Source organism: Kribbella hippodromi (assembly GCF_039531045.1).
GTDB lineage: Bacteria > Actinomycetota > Actinomycetes > Propionibacteriales > Kribbellaceae > Kribbella > Kribbella hippodromi.
This window is the reverse complement of record NZ_BAAAPH010000013.1, coordinates 79,396-99,263: the sequence shown is the minus strand read 5'-3', so window position 1 is coordinate 99,263 and position 19,868 is coordinate 79,396. Positions and strand designations below refer to the sequence as shown.

Sequence of the window (19,868 nt, the reverse complement as noted above, 5' to 3'; positions counted from 1 at the left end):
CGATGCGACTCGACCATGTACAGGTGTCCTGCCCGCCCGGCGGTGAAGATGTGGCGCGGGCGTTCTACCGCGATGCGCTCGGGATGACCGAGGTGGAGAAGCCGGAGCTGCTGAAACCGCGCGGTGGCTGCTGGTTCAAGGCCGGTGCGGCCGAGATTCACATCGGCGTCGAGCAGGCGTTCGTACCGGCGAAGAAGGCCCATCCGGCGCTCGCGGTCGACGATCTGGACGCACTGGCCGCGAAGCTCGAAGGCCTTGGTTTTCCGGTCACCTGGGACAACGAAACGATCCCGGGCCGCCGGCGGTTCCACACCGCCGACGGCCACGGGAATCGGGTCGAGATCGTCTGAAAGCGGCTCGTCCGGCCCCCTCAAGCCGGACGAGCCGCCGGCTCATTCGGTTGCCAGCGCGCCGGCCGGGGCGACCTTGGCCGCGCGGCGGGCGGGCAGCACCGACGCGAGCAGACCGGCGACCGCGGCGATGGCGGCGATCGCGATCAGCAGCGTGCCGGGGACGGCGTACTGCACGCCGCCCTTGGCGGTCTGACCGCCCATCAACGCGGCCGTCCCGGTCCAGCCGTAGATCAGGCCGAGGACGATCCCGAGACCGGCCGCGACGAGTGCCATCAGCAACGATTCGACCGCGAGCATCGATCGCAACTGCCGGCGGGACAGGCCCATCGCCCGGAGCAGCGCGTTCTCCCGGGTTCGCTCCAGTACGGACAGGCTGAGCGTGTTGCCGACGCCGACCAGCGCGATCAGTACCGAGACTCCGAGCAGGCCGACTCCGACGATCAGCAGCACGTCGAAGATCTTCGTGTAACTGGTCCGCTCGGCCAGTCCGCCGCCGACCGACAGGTCCTTCACGGTCGGGATCGACTGCTCGACGGCGTCGATCACCTGCGAACCGTTCGCCTTCGGGTCCGACGCCAGCCAGTACCCGGTGACGGCCGCGTTCGGTGTCAGCTTCGCCAGGTCGGTCGAGGTCAGCGTGACCCCGTCCAGCCCGACCGCGCGCCGCGCCGTCACGGTCAGCTGGTGCTTGCCGGTCCCGATCGTCACGCGGGAACCGTCCTCGGCCTTCAGCATGCTCATCGTCCCGTGGTCGAGCAGCGCCGTACCAGGCTTCAACGCGTTCGCCAGCTCCGGATTGTGGATCACCGAGCCGGCCGCGGCGGCATCGACACCGGTGACCTGGTACTCGTTGTCAGCGGTCTTCACCGTCACCTGGCTGACCGGTACGACCTGCGTGATGCCCTTGATCGCGCGGAGCTGATCGGCGGCACCGGACGGCATCTTCTCCTTGTACGTGGTCACCACCAGATCAACCGGGTACCGGCCGTCCATCGACACGTCGAACGTCTTCCGGACTGACGCGATGCCCACACAAGTGAGGCTGATCAGCGTGACCCCGATCAGCAGCGCGGACGTGGTCGCCGCCGTACGCTTCGGGTTCCGGACCGCGTTCGCAAGGGCGATCCGGCCGGGTACGCCGGTGCGGGCCGGGAGTACGCCGATCACGCGGATCAGCGCCGGGACAAGCAGCGAACCGACCGCCAGTACGCCGAGGAATGACAACGCGCCGCCGGCGACACCGAGCAGGACCTGACTCCCGGCCGCGCCGCCCGCGAGCAGCAGGCCGCCACCGACGAGCAGCAGGAAGCCCAGGATCAGCCGCAGGATGCCGGCCCGGGATGCGGCCGCCGGAGCCACCTCCGGACGCAGCGCGGCCAGCGGCGCCACCTTCGTGGCCCGGCGAGCCGGTACGACAGCGGCAATCAGCGTGGCGACGGTGCCGATCACGAGCGGCAGCAGCAACGACGACGGGTCCAGGTGCAGCGGGACCGGCGGGATACCCCAGTTGAACTCACGGGACATCGCCAGCGCGAGTGCGGACAGGGCCACCCCGAAGATGACCCCGATCGCGGACGCGACCGCGCCGACCACAGTCGCCTCGGACAGTACCGAGGTGAACACCTGCCGCCGGGACGCGCCGACGCAGCGCAGCAGCGCCATCTCCCGGGTGCGCTGGGCGATCACGATCGTGAACGTGTTGCCGATCACCAGACAGGCGACGAACAGCGCGATCACCGCGAACATCCCGAACACGCCACCGAGCACATCGATCCCGTGCGTGAAACTCTCCACCTCGTGCTGGATGAACGCCGTGCCGGTGAGGACCTGCAGCCCCGGACTCACCTTGGCCTGGAGGGCCTCGGCAAGCTGCTCCTGGCTGACCCCGGGCTTGGCCGCGAGGCCGACGCCGCTGACGAACGCGCCCGGGCTGAAGATCTGCACCGCGGCTTCGGTGGCCACCGCCGGGGCGCTGCCGACGTAGTTCGTATCGTCCACCAGGCCGACGATCCGGACCGTCCAGGCCTTGCCTTCGTAGTTGTCCAGCCGCAGCGTCTGGCCGACAGTCACCTTGTACTTGTCCGCCAGCCGGGCCGGCAGCGCGATCTCGGTCGTTGCGGTCGGCAACCTCCCCGAGGACGTCGTGGGGCCGGCGATCCGGGAGGTGTCGTGCAGCGACTCGACCGGAAGCGAGGTCGGCCGGACCAGTCCCGGGAAGGCCGCCTGCACGTACGCGGTGGTGTAGGCGACCACCGAGGCGGCCTGCGGCAGGTTCTTCGCGGCGGCGATGTCGGCCGGCGAGAGCGTCGACTGGTCCGGCACCACGGCCGCGTCGACGCCCTTGTACTGGGCGCCGATCGTCTGGTCGACACCGTGCGACGCGGACGAATGCACGATCATCGCGAGCGAGCCGAAGCCGACGCCGAGAACAATCGCCAGGCAGGCGGCGATCAGGCGGCCCAGGTGGGCGCGCAGCGAGGACAGCAGCGAACGACGCACGTCAGGCCCCCAGCTGCCGCAGCGCGTTCAGGACACTCTCCGGGGTCGGCTCGAGCAGCTCGCCGGCCAGCTTGCCGTCGGCAAGCATCACCACCCGGTCCGCGTACGAGGCGGCGAGCGGATCGTGCGTCACCATCACCACGGTCTGACCGAACTCACGGACCGAACGGCGCAGGAACCCGAGTACCTCGGCGCCCGACCGCGAGTCCAGATTGCCGGTCGGCTCGTCCGCGAACACGACCTCCGGCCGGCCGACCAGGGCGCGCGCGACGGCAACCCGCTGTTGCTGGCCACCGGACAGCTCCGACGGGCGGTGCGTGAGCCGGTCCTGCAGTCCGAGTACGTCGATCAGCGTGGCCAGCCACTGCTGGTCGGGTTTGCGGCTGCCGAGCTCCAGCGGGAGCAGGATGTTGTCCTTCGCGGACAGCATCGGCAGCAGGTTGAACGACTGGAACACGAAGCCGATCCGGTCCCGACGGATCTTCGTCAGCTCGGCGTCCGGCAGCCGGGTCAGCTCGGTGTCACCGAGCAGCACCTGGCCGTCGGTCGGGCTGTCCAGCCCGGCCAGGCAGTGCATCAGCGTCGACTTGCCGGACCCGGACGGGCCCATGATCGCGGTGAACCGGCCGACCCCGAAGTCGACCGAGACCCCGTCGAGCGCGGCCACCGCGGTATCACCCTGTCCGTAGACCTTACGCAGCTCGTGCGCACGGATCGCGGTCCGCGGCTCCCCGTCCTGCGGCAGCCGCCCGGCGGCAACCTGCCCGGTCTGCAAGCTCATGTCACTCCTCAACTCAAACTGAACGTTGGTCAAGAAGTTAGTGAGTACGCGACCCGATCTCGTCGGACCGGAGACTGGAGTCCACGTACTACCTGGGTATTACGTGGTCTACCTGGGGTGCTACTTGGTCTGTTACTTGGTCTGTTACTTGGTCGGGCGGACCAGGCCGGTCTCGTACCCGAGGACCACCAGCGCGACCCGGTCCCGGAGGCCGGTCTTGGCCAGGATCCGGCCGATGTGCGTCTTCACCGTTGCCTCGGACAACGTGAACAGCTTGGCGATCTCGGTGTTCGACAGGCCGCGGGCGACCTCGATCAGCACCTCGCGCTCGCGGGCGGTCAGCTCGGCCAGGTCCGGCCGCTCGGTGCCGGCGTCGGGCAGTGCGCCGGCGAAGTGCTCGAGCAGACGCTTGGTCGTACTCGGGGAGACCACCGCGTCACCGGAGTACACCTGGCGGATCGCGTTCAGTAGATCGGCCGGCGGGGTGTTCTTCAGCAGGAACCCGGCCGCGCCGGCCTTGATCGCGGCGAACGCGTACTCGTCCAGGTCGAAGGTGGTCAGCACGATCACCTTCGGCGGCTGCGCGTCAGTCGATGCTTGCGGCAACGACTGCAGCCGCTGGGTGGCCTGGACGCCGTCCAGCCGCGGCATCCGGACGTCCATCAGGACGACGTCGCACGCGGTCACCTGGATCTTCTCGACCGCCTCGCCGCCGTCCCCGGCCTGCCCGACCACGCGCATGTCGGGCTGCGAGTCCACCAGCATCGTGAACCCGGCCCGGACCAGCTCCTGGTCGTCGACCAGGAACACCCGGATCACGTCGTCGTCGCTCACTTACTGTCCTCCGCCTGGCAGGTTGTACGGCAGTCTGGCGATCACCTCGTAACCGCCGCCCGCCTTCGGTCCGGCGCTCACCGTACCGCCCGAGACCGAGGCGCGCTGCCGCATCCCGACCAGACCGTGACCCGGATCGCTGCTCGGCGCGACGCCGGCCCCGCGGCCGTCGTCGGTGACCACCACGGTCAGCATCTCGCGCCCGAAGTCCAGGGTGACGGAGGTACGCGCTCCCGGCCCGGCGTGTTTCAGCGTGTTCGTCAGGCCTTCCTGCACGATCCGGTACGCGGTCAGGCCGAGTAGCGCGGGCAGGTCGCGCGGGCGGCCGGTCACCTCGTACTCGACGCTGAGGCCGGCCGCCCGGACGTTCTCGATCAGCTCCGGCAGGCTGGAAACCCCCGGCTGCGGGCGCGGCTGGTTCGGATCGAGCTCGCGCTGCTCGTCCTGTTTGAGCAGGCCGAGCATCTTCCGCATCTCGGTCAGGCTGGCCCGGCCGGTGTCACCGATCGTCGCCAGCGCCTTCTTCGCCGCCTCGGGGGACTGGTCGGCCGCGTACAGACCGCCGTCGGCCTGGACGATCATGATCGACAGGCCGTGCGCGACCACGTCGTGGATCTCGCGGGCAATCCGGGTCCGCTCGTTGCTGACCGCCAGTTTGGACTCGCGGTCCCGGTCGCGTTCCAGCTGGGCGGCGCGTTCCTCCAGCTGCGCCACGTACAGACCGCGGGTCCGGCGGCGTTCGCCGAGCGCCCACACCCCGAAGACGAGTGCGCCGAGCGCGACCATCATCGTGATCTGCTGCTTCCAGTCCGAGTTGGACCAGTAGCGCGAGGTCGCCATCAGTACGCCCAGGCCGCCGATGCCGAGGGCGACCCGGCTTTGCTGGACATCGCCGTACACGGTGATCGCGTACAGCGCGACCATCAGGCCGACGTTGCCGGGCATCAGCTGGACATGGGCCAGCCACTGCAGCAGCGCGACCGAACAGACCCCGTAGAAGACCAGTTCGGGATGCGTACGCCGCCAGACCAGCGGCGCGAGCATGCCGAACGCGAGGAACCCCTCCAAGTGCGCCTGCGCGAGCGACAGGAACCCGAAAGTCACGCACAAGCCGCCGGCCAGGAACAGGTCGAACGCCCTGCTCCGGGCAGGCACCGGCCGCGCGGTCAGCATCCCCGTCATGCGAGCCAGCGTACGGGGCAGCGCGCTTGCGGAGGTCATGCCCTGGGCGGATTCGGGTGTACGACTGGTGGTGGGGTACCGAACGACAGGAGGTGGTCACCGCCCGGCGCTTTCGACGGCGCGACACGCCGGTATCCAGGCCCTGGGACGGGACTACCTCCTGTCCTTAGGGCCTACTTGTGGGGGCGGGTGGAGAGGGTGGGCTTGGCTTCGAGGCCGGAGAGACCGTTCCAGGCCAGGTTGACCAGGTGCGCGGCGACGTCCGGCTTCTTCGGTTTGCGGGCGTCCAGCCACCACTGACCGGTCAGCGCGACCATGCCGACCAGCATCTGCGCGTACATCGGGGCGTTCTTCGGGTCCAGGCCGCGGCGCTTGAACTCCTCGGCCAGGATGTGCTCGACCCGGGTCGCGACATCGCTCAGGATCGAGATGAACGACCCGGTCGACGACCCGACCGGCGAGTCCCGGACCAGAATCCGGAAACCGTCCGCGTTGTTCTCAATGTAGTCCAGCAGCGCCAGCGCCGCCTGCTCGACCAGTTCATGCGCGCGACCGGCCGTCAGTGCACCGGTGACACCGTCGAGCAGGGCGCGGACCTCACGGTCCACGACGACCGCGTACAAACCTTCCTTGCCGCCGAAGTGTTCGTACACGACCGGCTTGGAGACCTCCGCGCGATGCGCGATCTCTTCGACCGAAGTGGCCTCGTACCCCTTCTGGGCGAACAGGCCGCGGGCGATCGTGATGAGTTGTTCGCGACGCTCGGCACTGGTCATCCGGATCCGGCCGGATCGCCGCGGTTTTGGTTCCGTCACGTCGTGATCACGTCAGCATCATGCCGTACTTCCGGTCTTGCCGGTGGTGGATTTCGCTCTCAGGCAGCTTTCAGCGTACGCGTCGAGGCGTCCACCCGGCGTGCCTCCAGCCGCTCCTTGACCGGCCAGCGGACGTCACTCACCCAGCCCATCCGCTCGAAGAACCAGATGGAGCGCGCCGACGTGTCGAGCTGGCCCTTCAGTACACCGTGCCGGGCGCAGGTCGGGTCGGAGTGGTGCAGGTTGTGCCACGACTCGCCCTGGCTCAGGATCGCCAGCCACCACACGTTGCCGGACTTGTCCCGGCTCTTGAACGGCCGGTCGCCGATGGTGTGGCAGATCGAGTTGATCGACCAGGTGACGTGGTGCAGCAGCGCGATCCGGACCAGGCTGGCCCAGAAGAACGCGGTCAGCGCGCCCTGGATCGACCAGGACCACAGACCGCCGATGACGGCCGGCGCGAGCAGGCTGACGGCGACCAGCATCGGGAACATCCGGGACACCTTGACGATGTCCTTGTCCTTCAGCAGATCCGGCGCGTACTGCCGCTGCGGCGTCTGCTCGGTGTCGAACAGCCAGCCGACGTGCGCGTGGTAGAACCCCTTGGTCAGCGCACCCATCGTGTGACCGTACTTCCACGGGCTGTGCGGATCGCCGTCCCGGTCGGAGAACTTGTGGTGCTTGCGGTGGTCCGCCACCCAGCGGATCACCGGCCCCTCGATCGCCAGCGAACCCGCGATCGCCAGCGCGTACTTCAGCGGCCGGTTCGGCTTGAACGACTTGTGCGTGAACAGCCGGTGGAACCCGATCGAGATCCCGTGCCCGGCGACCGTGTAGAACACCACGGCCAGTACGACATCCCGCCAGCCGAGGAACCCGCCCCACGCGATCGGCACCGCCGCCAGCACCGCCAGGAACGGGATGCCGATGAACAACGCCAGCGCGACCTGCTCCCAGGCCTTCTTCTGCTCACCACCGAGCGTCCCGGTGTGCACGTCCTCGACCGGCGCGGTACGGGTGGGCGCGTCCGGCGTGGCAACGGGTGGAGTCATGGCTGTTCTTCCCTCGGGTCAGGGGTTCCTTACCTACGCCACCGTAACCTACGGACCCGTAGGTTAGGAACCCCTCGCGTGTCGCCGACCCCATTCATGGCAAACTGTCCCGGCAACCACGATCCCCCGTGGGGTAATCGGCAGCCCGCGAGACTTTGAATCTCGAAGACCAGGATCGAAACCTGGCGGGGGAGCTAGCACTTTGTCGCGCGATCCGCGCGGTCGCACCTCGTGTAGTACGACTCCGCGCTGCTTGCGCGGTCGCACCTCGTCGCTGCGCTCCTCGTACGCGCCCGCTCCAGCAGCTCCCACCCACCCTCCGGCTGGCGCCGGCACCCCGCGACCTGGTCCCTGCCTGACCCGCCGTCACCCACACGAGTGGTTCTCCACCCGAGTGGTGGGTTCTCCACCGGTATACAAGTGGAGAACCCACCAGACGGATGGAGAACCCTGTCCTCAGACCTCGTCGTGCGGCTTTCGGCCATGGCGGCCAGGCGGCGCGACTGACAATCGGCGCAGCAACGGACTCAACCACCGTGCTGGTGGTGCCTTCGATCCGTCGCCACCGGTCTGGTACACGAACTCGGCGACCCCGAAGAGCAGTACACAAGCAATCGCCAGCCACTCGTACCCGAGAATGAGCCCGCCGACCAGGCCACCGATCCACGCCGCCGCGATGAGCCATCCCACGTGACGATGCAAGACAGCAGATGCCCACAGCGCCCGCAAGACCAGGCCGACTGCGATCACGATCAGCAACAGCAGTTCGAAGTCCATCCCAGCCCCTCCCATGGGTGACCACGTGTATTGCTAACAGGAGGTGCGGTCGTCCAGGTCGCCGTACTGAGTGAAGTAGGCGCGCAGTCTGCGGGCGTAGGGCTCGCGTTCGTCGCGGGTGGCGGGGCGGGCGAGGTGCCGGGTGTTGTAGAGATTGTCGTCCTTGTACCGCGGAAAGACGTGCACGTGATAGTGCCACGCATCCTGGTAGCCGGCCGGCTCGTTGTGTTGCCGGGTCGAGACCCCGTCGCAGCCATACGTATGCCGGATGGCAATCGCGATCGCACGGACCGCATCGTGAACCGCATGACCGTACCGAGGCGGCAGGTCGTACAGGTTCTCATGATGCTCGTCCGGCACGACCAGAACATGACCCCGGTTGTTCGGCCACCATCGCGAAGCCACGAACGCCATCGCCCCCGCGGTCCGCAACACAATGTCCTGCTGGCTGGTCACACCGTCTTCACCACCGCCAAGCACCCTGCAGAATGGACAGTCGTACCCCACCGGCTCGTGGTTGAACATTGACCGCCTCCAGTGACCTTCGTCTAGGTGCTCGGGACCTCGGCGCCCCACCCGTCGAACTCCATCCCATACTGATCGCCAAGCCGGACCAGCCGCTCCACCCACTCACGAAGAGCGGGCAGCGACACCGGGCGAGGTTCAGTCGTCCCCGTCACCAGCCAGACCCGCCGCTTCCTGAAGACCCCGGTCTGATGCGCCGACACCTGAACCACCGCGACCTCCCCCGAAAGCGCTCTCTTGAGCTCCTCCGCCGCCCCCTCCTCCCCACCTAAAAACGTGAAGTCAAGCCTCAACAAGCTCCCCTCCACAACCCCTTCACCCCGCAACGCCCCCCAAGTCCCATCCGTCATCTCCAACTGAGCAGCCACCACATCCTCAACCGTCACACGAGCGACCCTACGACCTGACCGACCCGCTACCCGCCCAACCGCTGCTCAGCGCCCTCATCCGCAGCGTGTCGCGGGCTCATAATCGGGGGCATGGTCTCGCCTCCTGCTGCGTATCCGTTCGTGCCTAGGTCCAACGCCTACCTCTTGCCGGGGCACATCTGGGGGATTCCGTTGCGGGACGGACGTTCGGCCTGTGGTGTGGTTGTTGCGGTGCCTACCGCTGAGGAAGCGCCGCACGGAGCGATCAACAGCCGGACGTTCGTCGCCGGCCTGTTGGACTGGGTTGGCGACGAGCCGCCGACGCCGGCGGCGGTCGACGAGAGTCCGCTCCTGAATTGGGGCTACGGGCACATCAAGCTGATCGGCGCGAACGGAGGATCGATCCTCGGCAGGCGCTCCCCGGTGCATGATCGAGAGGGCGCACTGTTGGCTGTCTCCCACCGTATGGGCGGAACGGTCGGCCTTTATCGCGCCGGACGCATGCTCCGCCTCGCCACCGCCGACGAGGCACGCGATCTCCCCGTCATCGGTACGTGGGGCGGCGGTTTCATCGCTGCCATCGCCGATCGCGTGTTCGTAGACGGCAAGCCCATCGTCCGCTGACCCGGAGATCAGTCGCGGTGCTCATCAGCTGTCGGTGCGCAGGTTCCACTTGGCGATGTGGGTGGCGAACCACTGTGCGGTGATTGTGGCTGCCTGGTTGGGTTCCACATTGTCGTGACAGAGGCCAGCCGGTGGGTTGGTGTCGATGTGCGCGTCGTGGGCGCGTATGCCGCCGTCCCAGTTGAGGTTTGCGGGGCTCCATCCGCCGCGTAGGGCGTTGCCGTCGTAGTCGGCTCGGAGCGTACGCACGATGCCTCCGCCCGCCACGAAATCGTGGGATACGAGCATCCATGGGGTGCCGTCGGGGTCGGCGTGGTACCAATCGTGAAGGCCGGGGACGAGTGCCGATAGTTCGTCGAAGAAGGTCCGTTCGGTTGCTGTCGGCTCGCGATCGGACATGGGGTGAGTCTGGCATTCGTGAGTGCCACGTGTGGCTCCGTGGGCAGGACATCCTCGTACGCGGCCGCCGACTGACTAGTGCCCGGGCTAGTGCCAGAAGTGCCAGCCGGTGGGGGCCTTTGGGAGGGTGGGGGGTGGGGTCCAGCCTCGGGGTGGTTGCCAGGTGGGGGCGGGTGGGGGCCAGTTGGGTGGTGGGTTGAAGCGGTAGCGGGTGGCGCGGAGGTGCCAGGCGAAGGTCCAGGCTGCTGCGAGCGCGGCTACCAGTAGTAGGCCGACGCCGACCTTCGCGATGGTGAGCGGCTCGGGTCCGCAGCCGGTGGTATCCGGTGGGCAGGGGTCGGACGGGGCTCCCAGCGTCGCGATTGCGAGGAAGCCCAGCAATCCACACAGTCCTGCTACCCATGCTCCGCACATGATGAGCTCGGTGTGCTTGGGCGCGTCGGAGTATCCATGGAAGATCCGGGGATCCTCGGGTGCCGGGAAACTCACAGTGCCATTACAACCGCGTACGCCGGGCTCCGTGTGCGTACTCGACTTGTCGGCATCCAATCGTGACGCCCAGGTGAGGGACGGTGAGTCGGATGCGCGTCGGTGGACGTCAGCGCTTGGGCGGCTGATGCCTTCGCGTTGATGGGCGGCGGTGGGTCCAGAGGACTGCGGCGGTCCACGTCAGGACGGCGAGTACGAGGCCTGCTGCGGCGCCGGATCCAGGGGCGTCGAGGAGGCTGCCGGCTACTGCTCCGGTCGCGGTTGCCGTGAGCATGCCGGCGAACAGCAGGGCGTACGCGTCGCCGCCGGTGCCGAGATCACGGAGGCGCTTGGCGGCTGGGCGGCGGCGCTGCATCAGCATCAAGATCTGGGCGCTGATCACCAGCGCAACCAACAAGCCGAGTACGAACGGAACAGTACGCACACCAGCATTCTGCGGGATGGGTTCGGCCGTATTCTGCGGGGATGGTTGGGGAGTTGTGGGGGTTTCCGGTGGTTTGGTTCTTGCGGCACCCGGGGATCGCGGTGGGCGTGATGGTCGGGTTGCTGGCGGTGACGTGCTTGCTGACCTGGCGGGATCCGATCATTCGGGCGCGTACGGTGCCGCTTGGGATTGCGCTTGCTGGCTGGGGGTCGATGGCGGCGCTTCCCCTGTTGGGGCTGCTCTTCGGCGGGCTCGGAGCGGCCGCGGGCCTGCTGTGGACCATGGCTGGGCTGTACGCGCTGTGCATCGTCGCAACGCTCGGCCGGCCCTTACTGATCTTCTCGGATCTGTTCGAGGACGCCGACGGCGAAGTACCAACCGCGGACCGCCGCCGCTCGACGATCAGCCAATTCGTACTGATCGTGGCCATCTGCGCCACCGTCGCGCTCGTGATGATCTGACGCCAAGCGCGGGGCGCGTAACGTACGGCCGGCAGTCCAGGTCCCTTCACCAGCCCCAAGCAAGTTCGTCCCGTCGGCGTACGCGGCCGCAGAATGGGGTCATGGGGCTGAGACCGGGCGATGCGCTGCCGACTCCCGGAGTTGGTGGCCGCGTGGCTGACGCTGGATCAGTTGCACGTGGAATCGGTCCCGATGTGGGCGGCCGGCTGGCTCGTTCAGGGGTACGACGGGCCCGCGCTGGCCGAGCTCGCCGGACTGAGCGCGCGTGATCCCCGCGAAGTCCGTGATCTCCTGCCGGATGCGCTGGCAGAGGCCGGAGTTCCTCCGCTCACGGCGACGTACGCCGCCGTCAAGGTGACGCTCGACGACATCGCACAGCTTCACCTGACCGGCCGCGCCCGGTGGTCCTGGGTCGTCGATCAGGTCGACCAGCTCGCCCGCGAATCGCACGACGTACTCGACCAGCCGCTCGGTCGCCTGTACACGATCAACGACCAGCCCGGCGAACCATGGAGTCCCACCGAAACCGAGCTCGCCCAAACCGTCCACAACGCCTGCCTCGACCAAACAGGTCAACGTGATGAGGCCGGGCAACTCGATCAGGCCTGACCACCAGCGAAAGGTGATCGCGGGGCGGCGGCTGAGTTGCTGGTCAGGAGTGGGTGGTGAGCCAGGTGGTGTACGTGGTGGGGTTGGTGTTGCTGCCGCAGATGATGGTGGTTGTGGGGCGGTGGGTGAAGCGGGTGGGGTTTTGCGGCGACGCCTAGGGCGGCTGAGGGTTCGGTGATCAGGCCGGCGTGGTCGTGGAGTAGGCGGATGGCTTGGATGATGGAGGATTCTTCGACCAGTACGGCGTCGTCGGCGACGGCGAGGAGGTCGGTGAGGACTTCGGGGATGGGGCGGCGGCCGGCTACTCCGTCAGCGATGGTGTTGATGGAGTCGGTGGTGACTACGCGGCGTTCGTGCCAGGAGCGGGTCATCGCGGGTGCGCCGTGGGGTTGGACGCAGATGATTTCCACTTCTGGGACGAGGGTTTTCAGTACGTACCCGATGCCGGTTGCCATCGCGCCGCCGCCCAGGGCGATCAGTACGGCGGGTCCTTCGCGCCACGCGGATCGTTGCTCCGGCCTATTGCCGGGCGCGGGCGGCGGGGTGTTGTGGGGAGCGGTTGCGTGCGGTGGGTTGGCTCGGAGCGGGGTGGGTGCGAAGGCTTCGGCCAGTTCCAGGCCGATGGTGGCGGCGCCTTCGCAGGTTTCCAGGTCGAGGCTGTCTTCGAGGAGGCGGATGCCTTCGTACTGGGCGATTTCGGCGGCTCGGTCGCGGGCCAGTTCGTGGTCGCCGTCGACGAGTTCGAGGTTGGCGCCGAGGGCGCGGATGCGGTCGAGTTTGGTGGGGGTCGCGAAGCGGGAGGCGACGACGGTGACGTCGATGCCGCGGGTGCGGGCGGACCACGCCATGGCTTGGCCGAGGTTTCCGGCGCTTGCGCAGACGACAGCGGGGGAGTTGGTACGCGCGAGTTGATCGGCTACGACTTCGGTGCCGCGGCCTTTGAAGCTGCGTACCGGGTTGGCGGTCTCGAGTTTGATGGTGAGGGCGCAGCCGAGCACTGGATCGAGGGCCTCGCAGCGGTACAGCGGACTGTCCAGAAACACCGGATCGATCACTCGCCGAGCCGCCCGAATCCGCTCAAGATCAAGCCGAGTCTCCACCACGAACAGCAGCCTATCCGGGGGCGTACGCGCGAGTCGCGGATGTGTCAGTGATGTCGATCGGGATGGTGGGGGTGCCGTTGGTGAGGAGGGTGGTCAGTAGGGGACCGATGCTGGGTGGAAAGACGGTGGAGGTGGTTCGGGTGAGGGCGGGCGCGGTCCACCAGTTGAAGCCGAGGATGGTGCGGGATTCGTGGGCGGTCAGTGCGGTCGGGCGCGGGGTGAAGTGGTCGACGCGGTGCAGCAACCATTCCTCATGTACGTCGACGCGACGGCCGGCGTACTCGTACACATGATCGCGCCGCCAAACCACAGTCCCTGGCGGAAGCGCGGTCAGCCCGGTCTCCTCGTACGCCTCGCGTGTGGCGGCGGAGTGGATGGTTTCGCCGGGTTCGATGCCGCCGCCGACCGGGTACCAGCACTCGGCGTTCGTCTGCGGGTCCTTGGCGTGGATGAGCAGCAGGCGATCGCTTGGGTCGATCAGTAAGAGCTTCACCGTTCGCCGGACGGTGGACGAGTCGGGGGACTGCGGCGTGCGGGCAGTCCGCGGTTGGGGAGGCATCGGGGTTCAATCGGCGAGGAAAGTGCGGAGGTGGTTGGACCAAACTGTGGGTTGTTCGAAGTGGGTCATGTGGGCGGTGTTGGGGATGACTGTCAGGTGGGTGGTGGGGACGGCGGCGTGGAGGCGGTGGGCTAGTTGGACGGGGAAGCCCATGTCTTTTTCGCCGTGCAGGATGAGGGTGGGTTTGGCGAAGTCGCGGAGGGTTTGTTCGGGGTCGCGGGTGAACCAAGGATGCATAAGGCCTTGGCGCGCGCGTTCCAAAGACCAGTCGCCTTGGTCGGGGCCCAGGGACTCGAGAAGTTCCAGGTAGTCGGGGGCGCGGTCGAGGTTCCAGACGAAGATGGTTGAGTTGCGGAGGGCACCGTTCGCCTTGTCCTCGAGTTTTTGGCGGCGGTGGTACTCGGGCCAGTCGGCCAGGTACGGCTCGTTGTCCGCCGCTGTGTACGCCGAGGTGGAGGCGAGCACCAAGCGGCGCACCTGCTCAGGGTGTTTGTCGACGAATTGAATTGCCGCGCGCCCGCCGGTGGAGAAGCCAAGGAGATCCACCTGGCCAAGGTCGAGTCGTTCGATCAAGCGGTGGGTGTCGCGTACGACGAGCTCCGGCTGCAACTGGTCGTCGGGCAGACCGCGCGTACTCCGGCCGCAGCCGCGGAAGTCGAACAGGACAACGTGATGATCACGCGCCAACGGTTCGAAACCGGGAAGCAGATAGGCGTGACCGACGTCGGGACCGCCGTGAATCACCACGAGAGAAGGGCGATCGCCGCGCTGCCCGAGCTCCCGGACGAACAGCGTCACGTCCCCGACATCCACCAGTGATTCCTTCATCTGCCGAGGATGTCAAAGGCCGCCGACAGTTTTTGCAGTGCGGAGATCCACGGGTAGCGGTTAGGGTCGCTAAAATTTAGCGAGCGAGAGGTCGCCGGTGGTGTTGTCGGACGGGTTCCTCAGCGAGCAGCTTCACGCGATCGGGTACCCGGCGGCCGAACAGCTCGCGATCGGGATGCAAGGCGCGGTGTTTCGGCTCGGTGGTGAGAAGGTCGCGAAGATCTGGTTCCATGCCGGCGAGGACGAGTTGCGCCGGCTGGGCGAGGTGTACGCCGCGCTCGACGGCCGGCTGCCCTTTCACACCCCACGATTCCTGGAACTGTACCGCCCCGGCCCGTACTGGCTGACCGTCGAGCGCGAACTCCCCGGAACCCCGCTGCACGCGGCCGCACCGGCTTTCGGCGAGCCCGGTTGGGAGCGTACGCGCGACGCTGTCGTGGAGGTCCTTGCCGAGCTGGCGAACGTCGAGCCGCCACACGTACTGCACCAGCTGACCGTGCTGGACGAGCGAACCCCGTTTCGGCCCCAAGGTGAGACCTGGACCGATGCGCTGACAGCGCTGGTCCAGCGCCGACTGCACCGTTTCGGAGCCCAACTGCGCACAGTTATCGACGATTTCGATGCCAAGGTCGAACAGATGGTCGCCCTCTTGGCCGACCTGAAAGCACCCGACCCGCACCTTGTACACGGGGACGTCACCGCAGGGAACATCCTGGTCGACGAGAACCTCCGCCCGGTGTCCGTACTCGACTTCGGTCTCCTGACGATGCCGGGCGATCCGGTCTTCGATGCGGCGGCCGCGGGGAGTCTGGTCGAGTTGTGGTCACCGCGGGTTCGGGAGGTCGAGGCGGCGTTCGACGCGGCGTGTATTCAAGAGCTCGGGTACGACGCGGAGCAACTACTGCTCTATCGCTGCATCCACATGCTCATCATCGCCAACGCGCACGACGAGGACCCGTACGGCCGGAACAGCGGGGTGCCCCTGACCGCGCGGCTGTTTAACAGCCCGGAAGTCAGTGCGTTGCTGAGTCGATGATGCAGAAGACCGTGCCGTCGGGGGACTGAAGGACGACGAAGTCGGCGTCGGGCGGGTAGGTCCAGTCCTCGACCCGGGTCGCGCCGAGGGCGATCAGGCGATCGACCTCGGCTTGCAGGGTCGAGTTCGGGTCGACCCAGAGGTCGAGGTGGGTGCGGTCGCCTTCGTCCAGGTGCAGGCGAGTGGGGCGCGCGGTCGGTGGTGGGACGAGGAAATCGGGGTTGCCCGCCGGGGTGAAGTCGAGGGCCTGCGCCCAGAACTCCGCGGCCGGGCCGGTTTTCGGGACGTTGAGGATGATCGCGCCGAGAGTCAGAGCCATACGTCCAGCGTCGCAGAGGGCGGGCAGGGTGCGTAAGGACAGGTAGTGGTGCTCGGTCGCCTAGTGCACCTGAGCGTGAGCGGCGCCGCGCGTACGGTGTCTCGGCGGTGCACTACCTGTCCTTCGGTACCCGGATCGATGTGGAATCGGGCGGGCGGAGCGTGAAATCGGTCTCGTCGCACCCGGGTGAGGGCATGGTTCGGGAGCAAGTAGGCTTGCGCGGGCACTGCATCGGGTGCCCATGCTGATACTTGTCGAAAGAACTCGCAGGGAACTCGAGGAGAAGACCGCGTGACTTCCCATCGCCCCGCGGCGGTCGTGATCATGGCCGCCGGTCTCGGAACCCGGATGAAATCCGCGACCCCGAAGGTGCTGCACGAGATCGGCGGGCGCAGCCTCGTCGGGCACGCCGTGGTGACTGCCCGGGCGCTCAGCCCGGAGCACCTGGTGGTCGTGGTCGGCAACGGCCGTGAGCTGGTCGAGGAGCACCTGAAGGCCGTCGACCCGGATGTCCGGACCGCCGTTCAGGAGCAGCAACTCGGTACGGGTGACGCTGTCCGCGCCGGGCTGACCGCCGTACCGGGCGACTTCGACGGCTCGGTGATCGTCACATCGGGTGACGTACCGCTGCTCGAGGCGGAGACGCTGCACGACCTCGTCGCGGCGCACGACAAGGACGGCAACGCGGTCACCGTGCTGACCGCGCGGGTGCCGGATCCGACCGGGTACGGGCGGATCGTGCAAGCCGTGGACGGTACCGTCGCGGCGATCGTCGAGCACAAGGACGCGACCGCCGAGCAGCGCGCGATCGACGAGATCAACGCCGGGATCTACGTGTTCGATGCGGCTACCCTGCGTGACGGTCTGAGCCGGCTGACCACCGACAACGCTCAGGGCGAGCTGTACCTGACCGACGTGCTGGGCATCGCCCGCACCGACGGCAAGCGGGTCGGATCGCATGTCACCGGCGACGCGATGCAGACCGAGGGCGTCAATGACCGGGTCCAGCTCGCTACGCTCCGTGCCGAGCTGAACCGCCGGACCCTGCTGCGGCACATGCGCGAAGGCGTCACGATCGTCGACCCGAACACCACCTGGATCGACAGCACGGTCGACCTCGCCCGCGACGTCACGGTGCTGCCGAACACCCAGCTGCACGGCGCCACCACCGTCGGCACCGGCACCACGATCGGCCCCGACACGACGCTGACCGACCTGGAGATCGGCGAAAACGCGACGATCATCCGGACCCACGGGTCACTCGCTGTGATCGGTGATGGTGCTTCGGTCGGACCGTTCGCGTACCTGCGCCCCGGCACCAAGCTCGGTGTGAAGGGCAAGATCGGGACCTTCGTCGAGACCAAGAACTCGACCATCGGCGACGGTGCGAAGGTGCCGCATCTGACGTACGCCGGGGATGCCACCATCGGCGAGGGCGCCAACATCGGGGCGGGCACGATCTTCGCGAACTACGACGGGGTGGCGAAACATCCGACGCACGTCGGGAAGCACTCGTTCATCGGCAGCAACTCGGTGCTGGTCGCGCCGCGGACGATCGCCGACGGGGCGTACCTGGCCGCCGGGACCGCGCTGACCGAGGACGTCGGGCCGGGCGAGATCGCGGTCGCCCGCGGCCGGCAGCGCAACATCAAGGGCTGGGTCGAGCGCAAGCGCGCCGGCACCAAGACCGCCGCCGCCGCCGAAGCCGCCCTCGCCGAGCAGCAGGCCGCCGGCCAGCAGGTGCCGGGCGAGCCGGCGACCGAGCAAGCCGCCGAGCAGCAGGTGCGAGCCGGGCAGCCGGTGCAGGGCGAGCGCGGCGAGTAGCGGGACTTTGCGGGTCAGCGAGATCAACGGGAGGCGCGGGCGGATGAGCGGGATGAAACGAACCACCGAGAAGAACCTGATGGTCTTCTCCGGCCGGGCCCATCCCGGTCTGGCCGCGGAGGTCGCCGAGGAGCTCGGCTCCGGCCTGGTGCCGACCCAGGCGTACGACTTCGCCAACGGCGAGATCTACGTCCGGTTCGAGGAGTCGGTCCGGGGCAGCGACGCGTTCGTGATCCAGAGTCACACGTCGCCGATCAACGAGTGGATCATGGAGCAGCTGATCATGGTCGACGCGCTGAAGCGGGCGTCGGCCAAGCGGATCACCGTGGTGCTGCCGTTCTACGGGTATGCGCGCCAGGACAAGAAGCACCGCGGCCGGGAACCGATCTCGGCCCGGCTGATGGCGGATCTGTTCAAGACCGCGGGCGCGAACCGGCTGATCTGCGTAGACCTGCACACCTCCCAGATCCAGGGGTTCTTCGACGGGCCGGTGGACCATCTGATGGCCCTGCCGATCCTGAGCTCGTACGTCGCCGAGAAGTACGGCGACCAGCAGCTCGCGGTGGTCTCCCCGGACGCCGGCCGGATCAAGGTCGCCGAGCAATGGTCCGCCCGGCTGGGTGGTGCGCCGCTGGCGTTCATCCACAAGACCCGCGACATCGACCGGCCGAACGAGACGGTCGCGAACCGGGTCGTCGGTGAGGTCAAGGGCCGGGTCTGCATCCTGGTCGACGACATGATCGACACGGCCGGCACGATCACCAAGGCGGCGGACGCCCTGTACGCCGAGGGTGCCGCGGGGGTGGTGATCGCGGCCACGCACGCGATCCTGTCCGGCCCCGCGGTGGACCGGCTGAAGAACTGCCAGGCCAGCGAGGTGATCGTCACCAACACGCTGCCGATCGCCGAGGAACGCCGCTTCGACAAGCTGACCGAGCTGTCGATCGCCCCTCTGATCAGCCGAGCCATCCGCGAAGTCTTCGAAGACGGCTCGGTAACCAGCCTCTTCGAAGGCCGCGCCTGACCCACCCCGGCGCCGCCCGACTCCGGGCGGCGCCGCGGACACCCGGTTGTTTCAGGCGGCGATCCGGCGTCCGGTGACTGTTCCGGTGTTCGAGGCGATCACCTGGGTGATGCTTCCCGGCGCGTACACGGTCACCCGGTACGTACCCGACAGCTTCCCGCGCGACACCGACCCCCGCAGCTGTACGCGAATCGCCGGCCCCACCGAGTTCGGCCCCTGCGCACCGGACGATCCGGTCCAGAACGTCGCCTCGAACCACTCACCATGCGACGACCAGGTCCCCGTGAACGGCGGCCCCGCAGGGCTGATGTCGTGCGAGATGAACACCCCACCGCCGCAAAAACTCACCACCAGCCGGATCTTCGCCGTCGTACCGGTGTCCTGCCGCAGGCACATCCAACTGCCCTGCAACCCGTTCCCGTCATCAGCCATCGCCGGCGTAGCCGCCAGCCCGGCCACCGCGACACCGCCCGCGGCGATCCCCGCACCCCTCAGCGCCTGGCGGCGCCCGATCGCGTTCTCGCGCATGAAACCCTCCCCCTGAGAGCCGCTGTTCCCTCCACGCTGCACCCGCCTCCGGTGCCCTGGCAACGGCTCGCTCACCACCACCTCGCGCGGTAGTCCAACGGTTCCGCCGCGTACGAATCACCTATGTTGGTTCGCATGCGGATCGTGCTGTTGCACCCGGGGGCGATGGGTTCGAAGCTGGCGGGGGAGTTGGTCGGTGCCGGGCATGACGTGTACTGGATACCGGACGGCCGTAGTGAAGCCAGCGTGACGCGGGCTGATGAAGCGGGGCTGATCGGGACCTCGTTCGCGGACGCGATCGCCCGGGCCGACGTGGTGCTCTGTTCGTGTGCTCCGCAAGGGGCGGTGGGTTCGAAGCTGGCGGGGGAGTTGGTCGGTGCCGGGCATGACGTGTACTGGGTACCGGACGGCCGTAGTGAAGCCAGCGTGACGCGGGCTGATGAAGCGGGGCTGAT

General features: G+C 67.8%; 25 protein-coding genes and 1 tRNA gene. 9 read left to right on the top strand and 17 right to left on the bottom strand.

The genetic code is table 11. The features are described from left to right. Window positions 1–2 precede the first annotated feature (2 nt). A complete protein-coding gene (locus ABD260_RS20840) occupies window positions 3–350 on the top strand; it encodes a VOC family protein (protein ID WP_344235330.1) in 348 nt (115 codons plus the stop codon). A gap of 42 nt (window positions 351–392) precedes the next feature. Here ABD260_RS20840 and ABD260_RS20835 read toward each other — a convergent pair whose 3' ends face one another. From ABD260_RS20835 to ABD260_RS20810, 6 genes are all read right to left on the bottom strand, one after another. After that, entirely contained in the window at window positions 393–2,852 is a 2,460-nt protein-coding gene (locus ABD260_RS20835; RefSeq protein ID WP_344235328.1) for an ABC transporter permease, read from the bottom strand. Window position 2,853: 1 nt separating this feature from the next. Then, window positions 2,854–3,633, bottom strand: coding sequence for an ABC transporter ATP-binding protein (locus ABD260_RS20830; protein ID WP_344235326.1), 780 nt, complete (start codon window positions 3,631–3,633; stop codon window positions 2,854–2,856). Window positions 3,634–3,777: 144 nt separating this feature from the next. Further along, on the bottom strand, window positions 3,778–4,467 hold the full coding sequence (locus ABD260_RS20825; protein ID WP_344235324.1) for a response regulator transcription factor: 690 nt from the start codon (window positions 4,465–4,467) through the stop codon (window positions 3,778–3,780). Continuing rightward, a complete protein-coding gene (locus ABD260_RS20820) occupies window positions 4,468–5,649 on the bottom strand; it encodes a sensor histidine kinase (protein WP_344235322.1) in 1,182 nt (393 codons plus the stop codon). A 173-nt stretch (window positions 5,650–5,822) separates the two neighbouring features. Next, on the bottom strand, window positions 5,823–6,464 hold the full coding sequence (locus ABD260_RS20815) for a TetR/AcrR family transcriptional regulator (protein WP_344235320.1): 642 nt from the start codon (window positions 6,462–6,464) through the stop codon (window positions 5,823–5,825). A 59-nt stretch (window positions 6,465–6,523) separates the two neighbouring features. Then, window positions 6,524–7,516 (bottom strand): acyl-CoA desaturase, encoded by a 993-nt coding sequence (locus tag ABD260_RS20810; protein WP_344235318.1) that lies wholly within the window; start codon window positions 7,514–7,516, stop codon window positions 6,524–6,526. Between the two features lie 122 nt (window positions 7,517–7,638). Here ABD260_RS20810 and ABD260_RS20805 point away from each other — a divergent pair. Next, window positions 7,639–7,710: transfer RNA gene (locus tag ABD260_RS20805), tRNA-Gln, on the top strand. A 262-nt stretch (window positions 7,711–7,972) separates the two neighbouring features. Here the strand turns inward: ABD260_RS20805 and ABD260_RS20800 are convergent. The 3 genes from ABD260_RS20800 to ABD260_RS20790 form a co-directional block, all read right to left on the bottom strand. Next, a complete protein-coding gene (locus ABD260_RS20800) occupies window positions 7,973–8,293 on the bottom strand; it encodes a hypothetical protein (protein ID WP_344235316.1) in 321 nt (106 codons plus the stop codon). A 33-nt stretch (window positions 8,294–8,326) separates the two neighbouring features. Beyond that, a complete protein-coding gene (locus tag ABD260_RS20795; RefSeq protein ID WP_344235314.1) occupies window positions 8,327–8,749 on the bottom strand; it encodes an HIT family protein in 423 nt (140 codons plus the stop codon). Window positions 8,750–8,841: 92 nt separating this feature from the next. Next, window positions 8,842–9,204 carry a ribonuclease E inhibitor RraB gene (locus tag ABD260_RS20790; protein ID WP_344235312.1) on the bottom strand — a complete coding sequence of 121 codons (363 nt, stop codon included), beginning with the start codon at window positions 9,202–9,204 and terminating at the stop codon, window positions 8,842–8,844. A 93-nt stretch (window positions 9,205–9,297) separates the two neighbouring features. Between ABD260_RS20790 and ABD260_RS20785 the strand changes: the two genes are divergently transcribed. After that, on the top strand, window positions 9,298–9,810 hold the full coding sequence (locus ABD260_RS20785; protein WP_344235310.1) for a hypothetical protein: 513 nt from the start codon (window positions 9,298–9,300) through the stop codon (window positions 9,808–9,810). Window positions 9,811–9,834: 24 nt separating this feature from the next. Here the strand turns inward: ABD260_RS20785 and ABD260_RS20780 are convergent, their stop codons facing one another. The 3 genes from ABD260_RS20780 to ABD260_RS20770 all read right to left on the bottom strand — a co-directional run bounded on the left by ABD260_RS20780 (window position 9,835) and on the right by ABD260_RS20770 (window position 11,122). Next, the gene (locus ABD260_RS20780) at window positions 9,835–10,209 is read right to left on the bottom strand and encodes a hypothetical protein (RefSeq protein ID WP_344235308.1); all 375 of its coding nucleotides are present in this window, start codon (window positions 10,207–10,209) and stop codon (window positions 9,835–9,837) included. 87 nt (window positions 10,210–10,296) lie between these two features. Continuing rightward, a complete protein-coding gene (locus ABD260_RS20775) occupies window positions 10,297–10,698 on the bottom strand; it encodes a hypothetical protein (protein ID WP_344235306.1) in 402 nt (133 codons plus the stop codon). 109 nt (window positions 10,699–10,807) lie between these two features. Further along, window positions 10,808–11,122: a hypothetical protein gene (locus ABD260_RS20770; RefSeq protein ID WP_344235304.1), complete on the bottom strand. Its 315-nt coding sequence runs from the start codon at window positions 11,120–11,122 to the stop codon at window positions 10,808–10,810. 41 nt (window positions 11,123–11,163) lie between these two features. Between ABD260_RS20770 and ABD260_RS20765 the strand changes: the two genes are divergently transcribed. Together ABD260_RS20765 and ABD260_RS20760 are read left to right on the top strand one after the other, a co-directional pair. Beyond that, a complete protein-coding gene (locus ABD260_RS20765; RefSeq protein WP_344235302.1) occupies window positions 11,164–11,583 on the top strand; it encodes a hypothetical protein in 420 nt (139 codons plus the stop codon). Between the two features lie 120 nt (window positions 11,584–11,703). After that, window positions 11,704–12,192: a hypothetical protein gene (locus tag ABD260_RS20760; RefSeq protein WP_344235300.1), complete on the top strand. Its 489-nt coding sequence runs from the start codon at window positions 11,704–11,706 to the stop codon at window positions 12,190–12,192. On the opposite strand, the gene ABD260_RS20755 is transcribed toward ABD260_RS20760, so the two are convergent. From ABD260_RS20755 to ABD260_RS20745, 3 genes are all read right to left on the bottom strand, one after another. Beyond that, window positions 12,183–13,295, bottom strand: coding sequence for a threonine ammonia-lyase (locus ABD260_RS20755; RefSeq protein WP_344235298.1), 1,113 nt, complete (start codon window positions 13,293–13,295; stop codon window positions 12,183–12,185). The genes ABD260_RS20760 and ABD260_RS20755 overlap by 10 nt on opposite strands. A gap of 10 nt (window positions 13,296–13,305) precedes the next feature. After that, complete coding sequence (locus ABD260_RS20750; protein WP_344235296.1) at window positions 13,306–13,788, bottom strand: NUDIX hydrolase; 483 nt, start codon at window positions 13,786–13,788, stop codon at window positions 13,306–13,308. Window positions 13,789–13,860: 72 nt separating this feature from the next. Continuing rightward, window positions 13,861–14,682 (bottom strand): alpha/beta fold hydrolase, encoded by an 822-nt coding sequence (locus ABD260_RS20745; RefSeq protein WP_344235294.1) that lies wholly within the window; start codon window positions 14,680–14,682, stop codon window positions 13,861–13,863. A 100-nt stretch (window positions 14,683–14,782) separates the two neighbouring features. On the opposite strand from ABD260_RS20745, the gene ABD260_RS20740 reads away from it, so the two are divergent. Further along, on the top strand, window positions 14,783–15,718 hold the full coding sequence (locus ABD260_RS20740; protein WP_344235292.1) for a phosphotransferase family protein: 936 nt from the start codon (window positions 14,783–14,785) through the stop codon (window positions 15,716–15,718). Here ABD260_RS20740 and ABD260_RS20735 read toward each other — a convergent pair. Next, the gene (locus tag ABD260_RS20735; RefSeq protein ID WP_344235290.1) at window positions 15,696–16,037 is read right to left on the bottom strand and encodes a VOC family protein; all 342 of its coding nucleotides are present in this window, start codon (window positions 16,035–16,037) and stop codon (window positions 15,696–15,698) included. The two genes, ABD260_RS20740 and ABD260_RS20735, sit on opposite strands and share 23 nt — an antisense overlap. A 291-nt stretch (window positions 16,038–16,328) precedes the next feature. On the opposite strand from ABD260_RS20735, the gene glmU reads away from it, so the two are divergent. Next, entirely contained in the window at window positions 16,329–17,861 is a 1,533-nt protein-coding gene (gene glmU / locus ABD260_RS20730) for a bifunctional UDP-N-acetylglucosamine diphosphorylase/glucosamine-1-phosphate N-acetyltransferase GlmU (RefSeq protein ID WP_344235288.1), read from the top strand. 43 nt (window positions 17,862–17,904) lie between these two features. Further along, on the top strand, window positions 17,905–18,885 hold the full coding sequence (locus ABD260_RS20725) for a ribose-phosphate diphosphokinase (RefSeq protein WP_344235286.1): 981 nt from the start codon (window positions 17,905–17,907) through the stop codon (window positions 18,883–18,885). A gap of 51 nt (window positions 18,886–18,936) precedes the next feature. On the opposite strand, the gene ABD260_RS20720 is transcribed toward ABD260_RS20725, so the two are convergent. Then, window positions 18,937–19,413 (bottom strand): hypothetical protein, encoded by a 477-nt coding sequence (locus ABD260_RS20720; RefSeq protein WP_344235284.1) that lies wholly within the window; start codon window positions 19,411–19,413, stop codon window positions 18,937–18,939. Between the two features lie 135 nt (window positions 19,414–19,548). Between ABD260_RS20720 and ABD260_RS20715 the strand changes: the two genes are divergently transcribed. Further along, window positions 19,549–19,868, top strand: a 320-nt coding sequence (locus ABD260_RS20715) for an NAD(P)-binding domain-containing protein (protein WP_344235282.1), incomplete at its 3' end; no start/stop codon positions are given.

Bases quoted from the DNA above. Each gene is read 5' to 3' on its own strand.
- ABD260_RS20785 (WP_344235310.1), top strand. From the start codon at position 9,298: ATGGTCTCGCCTCCTGCTGCGTATCCGTTCGTGCCTAGGTCCAACGCC.
- ABD260_RS20820 (WP_344235322.1), bottom strand. From the start codon at position 5,649: ATGACGGGGATGCTGACCGCGCGGCCGGTGCCTGCCCGGAGCAGGGCG.
- ABD260_RS20765 (WP_344235302.1), top strand. From the start codon at position 11,164: ATGGTTGGGGAGTTGTGGGGGTTTCCGGTGGTTTGGTTCTTGCGGCAC.
- ABD260_RS20810 (WP_344235318.1), bottom strand. From the start codon at position 7,516: ATGACTCCACCCGTTGCCACGCCGGACGCGCCCACCCGTACCGCGCCG.
- ABD260_RS20720 (WP_344235284.1), bottom strand. From the start codon at position 19,413: ATGCGCGAGAACGCGATCGGGCGCCGCCAGGCGCTGAGGGGTGCGGGG.
- ABD260_RS20760 (WP_344235300.1), top strand. From the start codon at position 11,704: ATGCGCTGCCGACTCCCGGAGTTGGTGGCCGCGTGGCTGACGCTGGAT.
- ABD260_RS20745 (WP_344235294.1), bottom strand. From the start codon at position 14,682: ATGAAGGAATCACTGGTGGATGTCGGGGACGTGACGCTGTTCGTCCGG.
- ABD260_RS20800 (WP_344235316.1), bottom strand. From the start codon at position 8,293: ATGGACTTCGAACTGCTGTTGCTGATCGTGATCGCAGTCGGCCTGGTC.
- ABD260_RS20780 (WP_344235308.1), bottom strand. From the start codon at position 10,209: ATGTCCGATCGCGAGCCGACAGCAACCGAACGGACCTTCTTCGACGAA.
- ABD260_RS20725 (WP_344235286.1), top strand. From the start codon at position 17,905: ATGAGCGGGATGAAACGAACCACCGAGAAGAACCTGATGGTCTTCTCC.
- ABD260_RS20830 (WP_344235326.1), bottom strand. From the start codon at position 3,633: ATGAGCTTGCAGACCGGGCAGGTTGCCGCCGGGCGGCTGCCGCAGGAC.
- ABD260_RS20840 (WP_344235330.1), top strand. From the start codon at position 3: ATGCGACTCGACCATGTACAGGTGTCCTGCCCGCCCGGCGGTGAAGAT.
- ABD260_RS20735 (WP_344235290.1), bottom strand. From the start codon at position 16,037: ATGGCTCTGACTCTCGGCGCGATCATCCTCAACGTCCCGAAAACCGGC.